Origin of the sequence: Demequina sp., assembly GCF_047975725.1 — a bacterium.
GTDB lineage: Bacteria > Actinomycetota > Actinomycetes > Actinomycetales > Demequinaceae > Demequina.
The window spans coordinates 14,268-27,427 of the sequence record NZ_JBKEED010000015.1; the positions used below are offsets into that span (position 1 = coordinate 14,268).

Sequence of the window (13,160 nt, forward strand, 5' to 3'; positions counted from 1 at the left end):
CTGCTTGATGCACTGCAGCGGGACCCCGATCCAGCGGTGGCCGAAGCGGCCCGCGTCACAGTCACGAACCTCACACCCGCCTTGAGGAGCGCGGTTCGTCGAATTTGGTTCGCTAGTCCGACCATCACCTCTAGCAAAGTCGCAGTCGACGCGGATGGCCCGAGCGCCAGCGCACGAAAAGGCGCTGCGACGCGGCTCGCACCACTCACTGAACCACTCACCGCCAACCAAACACTGAACTCAGAATCGGCAGCACTCCAGGTCACTCCGGTACAACGTGCGATTTGGACTGCGATCGCACCGATCCTGGACGAGTGCGGTGCAACGTTTGGCCAACACCTCGTGTCTAGCGTCCAACATGCTCTGGCGCATACGCACTTTGAGGTCGGTGTCGAGGAAGTCAAGGACGCTGTCATGATCGCTACTGCTCGGGGCGACGCCACGTGCGAGACTGCGGGCCCAGCTTCGCATTTCTCTACGTGGCAGATCTCGCTGGCCGCAGATTATCGCCGAGTCCTAGGAGTCGCCGACGGAGGCTCGCCGCCACCCGCGCCGGGAAATGACACCACCAGCGCACGGCATCAGGTGCCGCTGCCCTCGCCGTCTGAGCTGGAGCCGATCACTTCGGACTCACCGTCAATCGACCATGCTGTGATCGCTGTCGTCGATCGCGCTCTGGCGGTGTACGGCCGCTTCATCATCAATGAGGTTGGTCGAGATCGGGCGACGGCTGATTACGGCTGGAGCGACGCAGAAATCCGGACCTCGATCATCCGGCTCGTCAACCAACACGTTATTGCGCGACAGGACGTGACCGATGCTGCGGTTGACGATTGGCTACTTAGGCGACGCCTCCCGCCAACGCAACCAAACCTCCTCTCCAGGCGCCGTGCAGCAAGATGAGCACGGCGCGCCATCTCGCTTGAGACGACGGGCGATGTCGACTAGCCACCCCCTCGCCACCGACGACTTGCTGCGCGGTATCACCATGAGAGTTCTTAGCGTGTTCCCGAAGTCGGTCGCCGTCAGTGCGCTCACGAGTAGGGTGACCGAGATTGCCCTGCGGGAGGGTGCGTCCCGACGGACGAAGCCTCACCGAAGCCTTATCAGTGCTGAAGACTCGGGTTGATGCGCCTCCGATTGGCGTAGCACTGAAAGACTGGAAGCTCCGCGAACTGCGATCGAAGCAGCCACCACGTCGGTTGCAAGCGGCGAGATCACCGTGACGACGGACGCAGTTCGGGCTTTCGTCCTGCAGAAATTCTCGGTTCGGGGTTACCGAACCGTGAGCGGACTTATCAAGTTCACACGCAGACGACGCCGGCTTCGTGGACACCGGACACAGCAGGAATCGGTGCGCCTCCTGGAATCACGACTCCAGCCATGGCGATATCCGGCGCCACCCTCGAGTTGGCAACGGTGTCGAGTGTCCGCGAACATCGCACTGGCCACTCCCACCGTGTCGCGGTCACCCGGAGAGCGCCCCTCCCAACGCCAGGCCGACCGCGCGTCCCAGGTCATCGCCGCAGGACCGATACGTGTCGAGCAAGTTCGTCGCCCCTGTCGCGGTCCTCACATGTCCGTATCAGTCAAAAACCGCGACCGGCTGCAGGTCCCGCATCAACACCCACGCGTGCGCGACTGCCGCCTCATAGAGCGCCCCCTCATCGTCGGCCTCCTGCCACCAGCCTCGGAGCTCATGGAGGGACGCCCAACCCGCGGCCTCACCCATCCACGACAGGTCCGCGAGCACGTGCGGGTCCGAGCCTCGCTCACCGCGCACCGTCCAGGAATGCCGCGAGTTCACCATGGCCCCCAGCACCCACGCGATCGACCGGTAGCCGATGGTCACACCGGTGGTCGCTGGCGTGGGCTCAGGCTTGCCCATGCCGTGGGCCTCCTCGATGCGTCGAAGGATCGCGTGCGGGTTGACCTGCTCGAGTAGCGCCGGCGGGGCCACGGTGAAGTCTCGGTCCTTGATGGCGATGCCGGCGGCACGCGAGAACCCCACGCGTACGTCGCGGCCAGCCAGGCTACCCACCGCCTCGACCACGGTTCCGACCTTGTCGAACACCGTCTCGACGAGTCCCAGTTGCGGGTGGCGGCGACACAGTTCAGACGCGGCCCACCACAGCTGCGCACCAATGAACCGGTCTGCCGGGCGGAACACCGTGGTGCCGCCCATCACTGCACCTGCGCTAGATAGGTCCGGAACGCAGCATTGGGATCAGCAGAAGGGAGCGCCGCCACCACGTCGCGCAGCGCGACCTCCACCGTCACGCCCAGGTGCCGTGCCGCGTACAGCGCCGCCACGGTGGGCGTCCGAGATTGCGCGGCGACACAGTGGAGGTAGACCTTCTGGCCTCGGCGCGAAACTCAGCAACCGTATCGGCCGCTTGCTCGAGCACAAAGCCCAGGTGGACGTTCGCGCCCGGATCAGGACTGTCAACGAGCCACACCTCTACCGCGTTGTACGGTTCGATGCGCGCAGGAACCTCACGAGCTCCGAGCTGGCACAACGACACCACCGCATCGATGTCCGCGGGCAGGTCCACCACCTGGCTCACGCCCCCAATCACCACACCGTCGTCGTGGGGGTGGACCGCGATCGCGTCGCGCCCCGTCCAACCCGAGTAGTTCAGCCTGTCCCCCACGAGCCATCCGCGCGCATCGGGCCGCCCACCGCGCACCGCCAGGACGGCGAGACGCGTCAGTTCACGTGCCCCGAGCCCCGGGTGGCCGTGCAGCATCCGCTGCCAGCCCAGCGGGATCGCCGATGCGCCCACGAGTGCCCCCGCCAGCCCACCTGCGATGGCAGCGACCGTGTCCGTGTCGTTGTGGATGCGCACGGCCGCCTCAATGACTCGCACAAACGCCTCGGGCGTATGCGTCTGCGTGTCTTCGAGATCGATGCCGCCTGCCCGCACCGCGGCGAACGCGGCCTGCACGGCGTGGATCACCCAGCCGTTGTGCGCAAAGCTGTCGGGGTCGGCGCCGTCCGCCTCCTCGAGCAACCCGGCCCACCGGTCCCGGCGGGCCTCGGGGAGAGCCGCGAGCGCATCGGCCATCCTGACCCGGCCATCGCGCACCGCGAGGTGAATCATCACGCTCCAGAGGGCGGCTGCGTCACGCGAGTCGTCTTCCCAGTGCGTGAGAGCAGCAATCGCACTGGTTGCCCCAGCGACGCGAGCGACCCCGTCCTCCTCCCCCATCAATGCGAGCCCCACCGGCGCCGTGCGCATGACCGAGCCATTGCCGCCACTCCTGCCGTTGAGCTCGTGCACCCGTCGGGCCGACTCCCGAGCAGCAGCCGCGTCATCGCCGCGCATGCCTCGCAACACCGCCGCTGTCTGGATGCCCACGTCTTTCGCGCCGGCTGCCCAGGTCCGCCAGGCGCTCACGATCGCGCCCTGAGCCTGCGCGTCGGCCAGGTCCATGCCGGTCGCTGCGGCGCGCAGAATCGGCAACGCCATGGCCGTGTCGTCGGTCCACTGACCCGGCTCCCAGAGGTGATTGCCAACCATGTCAGCGGCCGAGCCCGCAAGGGCCAACTGCGGTCGCGCGGGGCCGAACTCATAGGGCGCACCGATCCCGTCGCCCACGGCGGATCCCACGATGGCGCCAGCGGCGCGGTGGGCGATGGAACTAGTGATCTTCGTCATGGTGACCCCCTCGTTGTACGTTGACGCAATTCTGCGTCAATTGACAAGTTAGCGCAAGAGTGCGACATTGGCCACTGTGACAGAGTTTCGCGATACCTCCGGGCGAGCACTGAGCGACTACCCGCGACCGTCGGTGGCCGTCGACACTGCCGTGCTCACTGTGGCCGATGGCTCGCTTTCCGTCCTGCTCGTGGACGACTCGCGGGACGGATCGCGCAGGCTCCCCGGCACCTTCCTCCACGAAGGCGAGGTCCTGGCCGATGCGGTGCGGCGTTCGCTCGCCAACAAGGCGGGCCTCGCCGGACTCGAGCCCGCGCAACTGCGGGTATTCGACGCGATCGGCCGCGATTCTCGCGGCTGGGTCATCTCGGTTGCGCACCTGGCGGCGGCGCCCGCTGCCCTCCTCGGCTCGGCCACCCTGGTGCCTGTCACAGATGCAGGCCCACTCGCGTTCGACCATCGGGAGATCCTGTCGCTCGCCGTCGCGCGGCTCCGCGCGGACTACGCCAAGAACCCCGATCCTTGGGGACTGCTGGGTAGCGCGCCCTTCACCCTCCTTGAGCTCGAGCGCCTACACCGTGCCGTGGACCCCGACAGGCCGGGGGGCAAGGACACCTTTCGTCGGCTCATGGAGCCGCAACTCACCGACACAGGAACGCTCGACCAAGGAACGGTGGGGAAGCCAGCCAGGCTTTTTGTCAAGGAACAGGAGCAACGATGACTCGCACCACGCGCACGGAATCCAGCCACACACCTGTCACACACCTCGAACTCGTGGCGCTCCAGCGCCTGTACCTCGACGCACGGCAATCCGGAGACATCGAAGCCACGAGCGCAGCGCGCACGGTTTTCGAAGCGCGCGCCAAGGAGTTTGCCGCGGGGCACTCCCTCCAGTACGCCATGGGGCCGATCGACGAGGACGGGGCGGCCTACGCCGCGTTCCTGGCGAGCCTCGACACTCTCCCGCCCCGCCCACCACACGCATGCTTCGAACCACAACTCCCCGGGCCGAGCGCGAGCGCTGGCTCAGGGATCACTGCCAGGACGGCGCCGCTTGGACCGACGACGACATCCTGATGGCGATGGGCATGGGGATCAACTGATGCATTGGCTTTCACCACCCGCGACGCGCCACCGATGTTCCAGCAATGAGTGACTCCGTGTCGTCGCCCATCATTCTGCATGTACCCCACGCCTCGCGGCTGATTCCCGCTCATGCACGCACGGGCATCGTTCTCACCGACCCCGACCTCGAGCACGAACTCGACTGCATGACGGACTCATTTACTGATGTCATTGCTCAACGCGCAGTCCACACAGTGGTGGCGTCAGGGACGTCCGCGCCAGCAGTGGTCCAGGCGCCCGTGTCCCGACTGGTGGTCGATGTTGAGCGCTTCACCGACGGTTCGGAGCCCATGGAAGAGGTGGGCATGGGAGCCATCTACACCAAGACCCATGACCGGAGGCGCCTGCCCGAACACGTCGACAACGAACTACTCGGCAGGTACTTTCGTCCGCATGCGCGCGACATCGAGTGCGCGGTAGGCGAAGCCCTCGCGGAGCATCACCGCGTGGTCATCATCGATGTGCACTCCTACCCCACGCGCCATCTGCCCTACGAACTCGCGGCACAGGACGCCCCTCGGCCCTCGATCTGTCTGGGCACAGACACAGCGCACACGCCACCGTGGCTGGTGTCCGCAGCGCACGAGGCTTTCGGCGCGTTCGAGCTCGCCTTCGACTCTCCCTCTGCTGGCACCTATGTGCCGTTGCGCTTCTATGGCACCGATGCGCGCGTGTCCTCGATCATGATCGAGGTGCGCAGGGATCAGCACATGGACGAGCGGACAATCTCGCCCCACGGGCGCCTCGCCCGGGTGGCCGATGCGCTAGCCGACCTTGTCTCTCTGGCCCACCAGGGCGGGGCCTGAGAGACAGCACGCGCACCCCGCCATCGACAGCGAAACCCAGCCCGCGCATCGGCCCTCATCACACCCTTGCCGAAACCCCAGGTAAGGGAGTACAGTCCCATGCTCGTGCGCCGGAACGTCCGGCGCCGCCCAGGACAGGAAGGACGCCGCCATGAGCCTTGACGCCACAAGCTCGGCCAATTCCGGCTTCTTCCTGCACCCGTATCCTCTCCGCAGCCAAGCGCCCGAACCGCGCTTCCAGGTGCTGCGTCGAGAGGAAAATCAGCCCGCGCGCTGACCATCGCTGTGCCCACACGACCGTGGGCCCACATGGCGTCGGCGGGCGACACGCCTCGCTGAGCCCCCGGCCATCGGCCTCGCGCTCAACGACCGCGTGACCTCATCCCTGCACCGCCATGCTCGTGCGCGCGCACGCCTGCTCGCCACGACGTCGGCCCTCCCTCACAGGCCACGGCCGACACCCCCATCTCCATCACTACACAGAAAGGCACCAATCATGGAGAAGCTGAACGCTCGGCTTCTGAACTGGGCATCCATCCTGGATCCCCAGACCAAGGAGCAGGCGATCACCACCTCGACCATGCCATTCATCTACCCGCACCTGGCGCTCATGCCCGATGCTCACTTGGGCCTCGGAGCGACCGTCGGTTCGGTGATCCCCACGTTGGGAGCCATCATCCCGGCGGCCGTCGGGGTGGACATCGGATGCGGCATGATCGCGGTGAGGACCCAGTTCACCCGGGGCGACCTGGAGGGCAAGGACCTCGCTGAACTGCGGCAGCAGATCGAGCGGTCCATCCCGCTCAGCGCCGGAGGGCGAAACCGGACGATGCGCGAGACGGCTCAGACGCGGGTCGAGGCTCTGGAGGCACTCGCCACCGACGAGCAGCTGGCACGGATCGACCGGCTCTCGCGGCAGTGGCGGCTGCAGCTGGGCTCGTTGGGCTCGGGCAACCACTTCATCGAGGTCAGCACCGACGAGTCCGGCAGGATCTGGTTCTTCCTGCACTCCGGTTCGCGGGGAGTGGGCAACCGGATCGCTCAGCACCACATCGCGGTGGCCCACACCGTGATGTCGCGGTTCTGGGTGACCTTGCCGGACAAGGACCTCGCCTACCTGGTCGAGGACACCCCCGAGTTCGACGAGTACATCGCGGATCTGCTCTGGGCCCAGACCTACGCCCTGGCCAACCGGGAGGAGATGATGGACCGGGTGGTCGACCAGTTCGAGCGGTGGATGTCCGCCGCGACGGGCACGGAGGTCACCGTCGATGAGCAGCAGCGGATCAACTGCCACCACAACTTCTCCGCCAAGGAGAGGCACTGGGGCAAGGAGGTCTGGGTGTCCCGGAAGGGCGCCATCGCCGCTCACGAGCGCGAGTGGGGACTGATCCCCGGATCGATGGGCACGGCATCGTACGTGGTCACCGGCCTGGGCAACGCCGTCGCCCTGCACTCGTCTCCCCACGGAGCGGGCCGGGTCCACTCCCGGTCCAGCGCACGGAAGACGTTCACCCAGGACGACCTCCGAGCCTCCATGGCAGGCATCGAGTACCGCGACTCGGACGCCTTCATCGACGAGATCCCCGCGGCGTACAAGGACATCGATCAGGTCATGGCCGATTCGGCCGACCTGGTCGAGATCCAGCACACGTTGCGGCAGCTCGTCAACGTGAAGGGCGACTGACCGGTCGCGTCGCGCGTCCCTGGCCACACGGCTGGGGACGCGCGGCTCATCCTCTCGCGGGCGCGCCATGACGAGGTAGACGGGTAGACACTGAAGGGTAGACTTCTACCCATGGCCCTGAATATCAAGAACGAGGCGACGGTCGCGCTCGTGCGCGAGTTGGCCGAGAAGACCGGACAGACCCAAACCAGCGCGATCGAAGCCGCAGTGCGCGAGGCTCTCCACCGCCTCACCAACGACGACCACGCACACCGCGCGCAGGAGCGCTACGACCGGGCGATGGAGATCGTCAAGGAGATCGACGAGTCGTTGACGGACGAGGACCGCAAGGCAATCCGGTTCGCGCAGGACGAGCTCTACGACGAGGACGGCCTCTTCACGTGATCCTTGATAGCTCCGCGGTGATCGCGATCGCCTTGCGCGAACCCTCCCGGCCCGCGTTGCTTGCGGCGATGAGTTCCGCGCGCACTCTCGCCGTGAGCGCGGCCACCATCGTCGAGATACACGCGGTGTTGTTCCGGCGCGGGCAAGCCGCACTCGTGAGACGAATCGACCGCCTCCTTGCCGAGTTCGAGGTCACCATCGTGGAGTTCGACGCCGCACAGTCAACGATTGCCAGCCACGCCTACCGCGACTTCGGTCGCGGCTCCGGCAGTCCCGCGAACCTCAACCTGGGCGACTGCTATTCCTACGCGCTTGCCACTGCTCGCGACGAGCCCCTGCTCTTCGTCGGGGACGACTTCACCCACACCGACGTCCTCGTCGCGCTCAAGGCCTGACCCGGTGAGCCTGGACCCAGGAATTCCCGCCCGCCTCCCACCGTTGCCCTCCGAGTACCCCCTCTGAGAAAGGCTCCACCATGCGCGCGCTCATCCAGCACCAGTTCGGCAATCCCACCGAGGTCCTCACGGTCGAAGACGTCGACACCCCCGAGCCCGGCCCCGGCGAGGTGCGCGTGCGGATGCTCGCCTCCGCAATCCACAACCACGACCTGTGGACGGTCTCCGGCGACTACGGCTTCAAGCCCGAGATGCCCGCGGCCGCCGGCACCGAGGCAGTCGGCGTCGTGGACGCGCTCGGCGAAGGCGTGGATGGCCTCCAGGTGGGCCAGCGGGTCGCGAGCGCGGGCACGTTCGGCGTGTGGTCCGAGCTCTTCGTCGCCAAGGCCGCCACGCTGATCCCCGTCTCCGACGCCATCCCCGACGAGGTCGCCACCCAGCTGGTGTCCATGCCGTTTTCCGCGATCAGCCTGCTCGAGTCGCTCGATCTCAACGAGGGCGACTGGCTCGTGCTCAACGCCGCCAACGGCGCCGTCGGCCGGCTGGTCGCGCAACTCGCGAAGGGACGCGGCGTCAATGTCGTCGGTCTGGTGCGACGCGAAGCCGGCGTCGCCGAGCTCGCCGACCAGGGCATCGGCCGTATTGTCGCCACCGACGCCGACGGTTGGCAGGACCGCGTCCGCGAGCTCACCGGCGGCGCGCCCCTGCGCGCCGGAGTCGACCAAGTGGGCGGTCGGGCCGCCGGCGACATGCTCGAGCTACTCGGCGACGACAGCACCCTGGTGGTGTTCGGCGCCATGGACTCCCCCAAGCTCGAACTGAGCTCCGGGCCCATCATCTTCAAGCACGTGACCATCCGCGGCTTCTGGGGCTCGCGCGTGTCGGCGACCATGGCCGCCCAAGACCGCACCCGCCTCATGGGCGAACTCTTCGCGCGCCTGTCCGACGGCACCATCACCCTTCCGGTGGACTCCACCTTCCCGCTCGAGAACATCGCCGATGCGGTGGCCGCCCACTACACGCCCGGCCGGGTGGGCAAGGTGCTGCTGCGCCCGTAGGGCCCTCGTATCTATCTCACCATTGCCTGAGGCGACCGCGCCGGGAAAGGTTCATCCCGCATCGGCTATATTGCCCCGACCCACCGGCCGCGGGCGACGCCCGATGCGCACGCCTTGGGGGAGGTAGGGATTGACTGGGGACAGTGCCGTCGAGCACCTGCCTGCGCGGCTGCGCCGGCTCACCGCGATGCACCTGGCGCTGGCCGGGATGCTCGCCATCGCGGTCGTCGTCACGCTCATTGTGTACAGCGTCCAGTTGGGCGACGGCGAGGCCACCTCGGGCTCAGCGGTGCTGCTGGCGGTCACCGCATCCCTACTCATGCACGGCGGCATGGCGGCCGTGGCCCTCGCGGCGGCCCGGCCCACGTCCTCCCCTCGTGGGGTGCGGCTGGGCAGCATCGCCGTCGTGGCCGTCACAGGAATCCTGGTGCTGGTGCTCGTCGTGGGGATCGCGGTCGCGGGTCGCGGCGGCCTCGCGGTGGCGGCCGCGGCCACCTATATGGTGCTCGCACTTCCCGCCATCGCCACCCTGCGGACCGTCAACGCCATCGCTCCCCGACGCTAGCGCGAATGCTGCTCACCCCCGGGCCTCCGCCACCACACCGCTGGCGAAGTCGATGGTGCCCGCCACTCGGGCGCATCGGCGCTCGCTACTCGCTGCAGCCGCACACGGCCGATGCGGTTCTCGCCTGCCAGCACACCTCACACACGCCGTGGTCGCGCGGCTCGGGCCGCGCAGCGGGCACCGCTCGGCGCGCCCCCTGCGCACGCTGAGGAGTCACCGTGGCGACCGTGCCGGGACTGTCGTCGACTGCGGAACTCTCCTCGCGCATCGGCCTGGCTGCCTTGGGGAAGTGAACGCCCCAATTCACGGTGCCCGCGCGGTTGGTCTTGGACCACACCTGCTCAGGCAGACCGCAAGCGGAGAGAGCCTCGGCCTGCGAGGAGAACCACTCGATGCCGCGACGTGTGATGTGCAGCGGGTGCATGCCGTCGACGCGCTCGGCCTTGATGTAGCTGGCCTTCACCTCAAACGAGATCAGCCCCGCGCGACGCGCGACCTGCTGCACCAACTCCCAGTGATCGGGCTCCACCTCGAAGGTACTGAGGGCAAGGTCGAGGGTCATGGCGTCGCGGTCTGGCACGCTCAAGGATCCCACGGTTCGCACGCACGCAGTCGCGCGCTGCGGACAGAACACCCCCCGGCCCTAGAGGTCGCCCAAGTCCATGCTCAGGTCGATCTCCTCCGGCGGGCGGCCTGGCGCCCCGAACACTCCGGGCATCCCGCCGGGCCGGCCCGGCCTGGGCGCGGCGTGGACGGTCTCGGATACCAGCTGCTCGGGCAGCGCTGCCAAGAAGTAGGCGTCTTCGACCGTGGAGGGCGTGGAGAGTCCACCGACGTAGGCGCGCACGGGCGTGTGGAGCACTGATCGCGTCACGCACAGGCGATCACGACCGCGGGTGAGCGCCACATAGAGCACGCGCCGTTCTTCCTCCATCTCGGTCTCGTCACCCAAAGACCGTGGGGACGGGTAGGCGCCGGCCGACACGCCCGCGCAGAACGCCCAGTCGCGTTCCAGACCCTTGGCCGAGTGCACGGTCGACACGATGACGTGGTCGCCGTCGGAGCGATCCGCCGCGAGCTCCGAGGTAAACACGGGAGACAGCAGGTACTCCTCGATGAACTCGAGGATGCTCGACCGCGTCGCCGCGAGCCGCTCGACGTGAGCGAGGTCGCGCGCGCGTGCATCCCAGTTCTCGTTGCGGTACTTGTGAGCGAGGATCGGCTGCAGCATGGCAGCGGCCCGCCCCACCGCATCGTCGACCTGCTGAGCGGCCTCCTCGATCGCGTCGAGCCCGTCGCGCAGCCACGGTGGAAGCGACGCGAGTCCCGCGCGCCGCGCCTCGCGGGCGCTGGCTCCCTCAGAGCGCGCGGACAGGATCGCGTCGAACGCTCGCGCAGCCGTGACGTCGCCGACCCTGGGCACGAGCGTGAGCAGCCGCATCCATGCGACCTCGTCGTCGGGGTTGGCGATAACCTTCAGCGCCGCGAGCACATCCCGCACGTGCGCGCTCTCGAGCAGCTTGGTGCCGCCAAAGAACACGTACGGAATGTCGTTCTCGATCAGCCGCGCCTCAATCGCTCGGCCCGAATAGTTGGTCCGCACTAGCACCAGGTGGCTCGCCCACGGCAGCCCGTCGGCCTTAGCGCGCAGCATCTCCCCTGCGATCCAGCCGGCCTCGTCGGCCGGGGTCTCGAAAGAGTGCAGTTCGGGCTTGGCGCCGCCGCCCCTCACGGCACGCAGGTGCTTGTCGTAGTTCAGCGGCGAGCGTGCGAGAAGCCAGTTGCTCAGATCAAGGAGCTCTTGCGTGGAGCGATAGTTGTCCTCGAGCTTGAGCACCCGCGCTCCGGGCACCCGCTCGGTAAAGGAATGAATGGACGCGAAGTCAGCGCCCCGAAAGCCATAGATGGACTGCGCGTCATCACCCACGCAATAGAACCGCGTGTGCGGCACCAGTGGGTCGATGATCTGCCATTGCAGGGGGTTGGTGTCCTGCATCTCGTCGATGAGGATCTCCTCGTACCGACTGCCCACCCACGCGGCCACCTCGGGATCCTGCAACCGCTGCGCGAAGATGATGAGGATGTCGTCGTAGTTCAGGTACCGCCGTTCCTTCTTGCGCGCCTCGAAGTCCCTGACTACTTGGCCCACGGCCTTGGGGTCCACGTCGAGATCGGGGAACTTGACCGCCAGCGCCTGCGCGAGGCTCACGCGCGTGTTCCGCGCCAACGACACCGCGTCAATGATCTGCGCTGCCTTGAGCCCCTCGACGCGCTTGCCGCGGCCGATGACGCCGCGCATCACCTGCGCCTGGTCTTCGGAGTCGAGCACGGTCCAGCCTTCGTAGCCGAACACGTCGGGCGCTCCTCGCACCTCCCGCATGGCCCAGCCGTGGAAGGTCATCGCCGCCACGCCCTGCCCGGCCGATGCGCCCGCTGGCTCGGTCTGGACACGGCTTCTGATCTCGGCGGCGGCACGGCGCGTGAACGTGATGGCCAGGAGGCGGTGGGGCGATGCTCCACCGCGGATCAGGTGACGCAGACGCGCGACGATGGTGGTGGTCTTGCCAGTACCGGCGCCGGCGAGGATCAGATTGTGGCTCGCGCCGGTGGTGACGGCCTCGCGCTGCGCGGCGTTGAGACCTGAGTACTCACCGCCGGTATTGCCGCCGCCTGAAAATGCCATTCGACGAGTCTACGGTGGGCCTCTGACATGCACAGCCACGCCGGCGTCCACGCGCATCGGCGCACGGAGCGCAGGGCGAAATCCCAGGTAAACGCATGAAGGGCCACCCGGTGGGTGGCCCTTCATGGAATGGTTGTCCCGCTGCGGCCTACTCTCCCACACCCTGGCGAGTGCAGTACCATCGGCGCTGAGAGGCTTAGCTTCCGGGTTCGGAATGGAGCCGGGCGTTTCCCTCTCGCTATGGCAGCGGAAACTCTATGGAGATATGTTGTCGGTTCGACCGTATCTCGGGAACCGCATAGTGGACGCAATGACAGCAGTGATGTTAAGTCAAGTTATCGGCCTATTAGTACCGGTCAGCTTCAAGAGTCGTTAGTCCTCTCTTCCACATCCGGCCTATCAACCCCATGGTCTATAGGGGGCCTCTCGGAGCAAGCTCCGTGGAAATCTCATCTTGAGACCGGCTTCCCGCTTAGATGCTTTCAGCGGTTATCCGTTCCGAACGTAGCCAACCAGCCGTGCTCCTGGCGGAACAACTGGCACACCAGAGGTTCGTCCATCCCGGTCCTCTCGTACTAGGGACAGATTCTCTCAAATTTCCTGCGCGCGCAGCGGATAGGGACCGAACTGTCTCACGACGTTCTAAACCCAGCTCGCGTACCGCTTTAATGGGCGAACAGCCCAACCCTTGGGACCAACTCCAGCCCCAGGATGCGACGAGCCGACATCGAGGTGCCAAACCATGCCGTCGATATGGACTCTTGGGCAGGATCAGCCTGTTATCCCCGGGGTACC

The 13,160-nt window shown here is 66.9% G+C and carries 13 protein-coding genes and 2 rRNA genes; 9 read left to right on the forward strand and 6 right to left on the reverse strand.

From position 1 onward, the window contains the following. Window positions 1-1,585 precede the first annotated feature (1,585 nt). Together ACK5NO_RS05005 and ACK5NO_RS05010 are read right to left on the reverse strand one after the other, a co-directional pair. Window positions 1,586-2,185 carry a hypothetical protein gene (locus tag ACK5NO_RS05005; protein WP_416811574.1) on the reverse strand — a complete coding sequence of 200 codons (600 nt, stop codon included), beginning with the start codon at window positions 2,183-2,185 and terminating at the stop codon, window positions 1,586-1,588. Between the two features lie 91 nt (window positions 2,186-2,276). Further along, a complete protein-coding gene (locus ACK5NO_RS05010) occupies window positions 2,277-3,662 on the reverse strand; it encodes an ADP-ribosylglycohydrolase family protein (RefSeq protein ID WP_416811575.1) in 1,386 nt (461 codons plus the stop codon). 76 nt (window positions 3,663-3,738) lie between these two features. Between ACK5NO_RS05010 and ACK5NO_RS05015 the strand changes: the two genes are divergently transcribed. From ACK5NO_RS05015 to ACK5NO_RS05055, 9 genes are all read left to right on the forward strand, one after another. Next, the gene (locus ACK5NO_RS05015) at window positions 3,739-4,383 is read left to right on the forward strand and encodes an NUDIX hydrolase (RefSeq protein WP_416811576.1); all 645 of its coding nucleotides are present in this window, start codon (window positions 3,739-3,741) and stop codon (window positions 4,381-4,383) included. Beyond that, window positions 4,380-4,739, forward strand: coding sequence for a hypothetical protein (locus tag ACK5NO_RS05020; protein ID WP_416811577.1), 360 nt, complete (start codon window positions 4,380-4,382; stop codon window positions 4,737-4,739). The genes ACK5NO_RS05015 and ACK5NO_RS05020 overlap by 4 nt, the downstream gene beginning before the upstream one ends. 71 nt (window positions 4,740-4,810) lie before the next feature. Further along, window positions 4,811-5,593 carry an N-formylglutamate amidohydrolase gene (locus ACK5NO_RS05025; RefSeq protein WP_416811578.1) on the forward strand — a complete coding sequence of 261 codons (783 nt, stop codon included), beginning with the start codon at window positions 4,811-4,813 and terminating at the stop codon, window positions 5,591-5,593. A 151-nt stretch (window positions 5,594-5,744) separates the two neighbouring features. Beyond that, window positions 5,745-5,870 carry a hypothetical protein gene (locus ACK5NO_RS05030; RefSeq protein WP_416811579.1) on the forward strand — a complete coding sequence of 42 codons (126 nt, stop codon included), beginning with the start codon at window positions 5,745-5,747 and terminating at the stop codon, window positions 5,868-5,870. A gap of 219 nt (window positions 5,871-6,089) precedes the next feature. Next, window positions 6,090-7,280 carry an RtcB family protein gene (locus ACK5NO_RS05035; protein ID WP_416811580.1) on the forward strand — a complete coding sequence of 397 codons (1,191 nt, stop codon included), beginning with the start codon at window positions 6,090-6,092 and terminating at the stop codon, window positions 7,278-7,280. Between the two features lie 111 nt (window positions 7,281-7,391). Further along, window positions 7,392-7,664, forward strand: a complete 273-nt coding sequence (locus ACK5NO_RS05040; protein WP_416811581.1) for a type II toxin-antitoxin system VapB family antitoxin — start codon at window positions 7,392-7,394, stop codon at window positions 7,662-7,664. Further along, complete coding sequence (locus ACK5NO_RS05045) at window positions 7,661-8,059, forward strand: type II toxin-antitoxin system VapC family toxin (protein ID WP_416811582.1); 399 nt, start codon at window positions 7,661-7,663, stop codon at window positions 8,057-8,059. Before ACK5NO_RS05040 ends, ACK5NO_RS05045 begins: the two co-directional genes overlap by 4 nt. A gap of 80 nt (window positions 8,060-8,139) precedes the next feature. After that, a complete protein-coding gene (locus ACK5NO_RS05050; RefSeq protein ID WP_416811583.1) occupies window positions 8,140-9,117 on the forward strand; it encodes a zinc-binding dehydrogenase in 978 nt (325 codons plus the stop codon). Window positions 9,118-9,247: 130 nt separating this feature from the next. Beyond that, complete coding sequence (locus ACK5NO_RS05055) at window positions 9,248-9,682, forward strand: hypothetical protein (protein WP_416811584.1); 435 nt, start codon at window positions 9,248-9,250, stop codon at window positions 9,680-9,682. Between the two features lie 85 nt (window positions 9,683-9,767). Here ACK5NO_RS05055 and ACK5NO_RS05060 read toward each other — a convergent pair whose 3' ends face one another. The 4 genes from ACK5NO_RS05060 to ACK5NO_RS05075 all read right to left on the reverse strand — a co-directional run. Further along, a complete protein-coding gene (locus ACK5NO_RS05060; RefSeq protein WP_416811585.1) occupies window positions 9,768-10,268 on the reverse strand; it encodes a hypothetical protein in 501 nt (166 codons plus the stop codon). Window positions 10,269-10,325: 57 nt separating this feature from the next. Continuing rightward, window positions 10,326-12,365 (reverse strand): ATP-dependent helicase, encoded by a 2,040-nt coding sequence (locus ACK5NO_RS05065; protein WP_416811586.1) that lies wholly within the window; start codon window positions 12,363-12,365, stop codon window positions 10,326-10,328. A gap of 135 nt (window positions 12,366-12,500) precedes the next feature. Continuing rightward, window positions 12,501-12,617 (reverse strand): 5S ribosomal RNA (gene rrf / locus ACK5NO_RS05070). Between the two features lie 74 nt (window positions 12,618-12,691). After that, window positions 12,692-13,160: ribosomal RNA gene (locus ACK5NO_RS05075) — 23S ribosomal RNA — on the reverse strand; the annotation flags it as partial.

Coding starts and splice junctions, on each gene's coding strand:
- ACK5NO_RS05020 (WP_416811577.1), top strand. CDS start 4,380: ATGACTCGCACCACGCGCACGGAATCCAGCCACACACCTGTCACACAC.
- ACK5NO_RS05040 (WP_416811581.1), top strand. CDS start 7,392: ATGGCCCTGAATATCAAGAACGAGGCGACGGTCGCGCTCGTGCGCGAG.
- ACK5NO_RS05065 (WP_416811586.1), bottom strand. CDS start 12,365: ATGGCATTTTCAGGCGGCGGCAATACCGGCGGTGAGTACTCAGGTCTC.
- ACK5NO_RS05010 (WP_416811575.1), bottom strand. CDS start 3,662: ATGACGAAGATCACTAGTTCCATCGCCCACCGCGCCGCTGGCGCCATC.
- ACK5NO_RS05030 (WP_416811579.1), top strand. CDS start 5,745: ATGAGCCTTGACGCCACAAGCTCGGCCAATTCCGGCTTCTTCCTGCAC.
- ACK5NO_RS05025 (WP_416811578.1), top strand. CDS start 4,811: ATGAGTGACTCCGTGTCGTCGCCCATCATTCTGCATGTACCCCACGCC.
- ACK5NO_RS05005 (WP_416811574.1), bottom strand. CDS start 2,185: ATGGGCGGCACCACGGTGTTCCGCCCGGCAGACCGGTTCATTGGTGCG.
- ACK5NO_RS05035 (WP_416811580.1), top strand. CDS start 6,090: ATGGAGAAGCTGAACGCTCGGCTTCTGAACTGGGCATCCATCCTGGAT.
- ACK5NO_RS05050 (WP_416811583.1), top strand. CDS start 8,140: ATGCGCGCGCTCATCCAGCACCAGTTCGGCAATCCCACCGAGGTCCTC.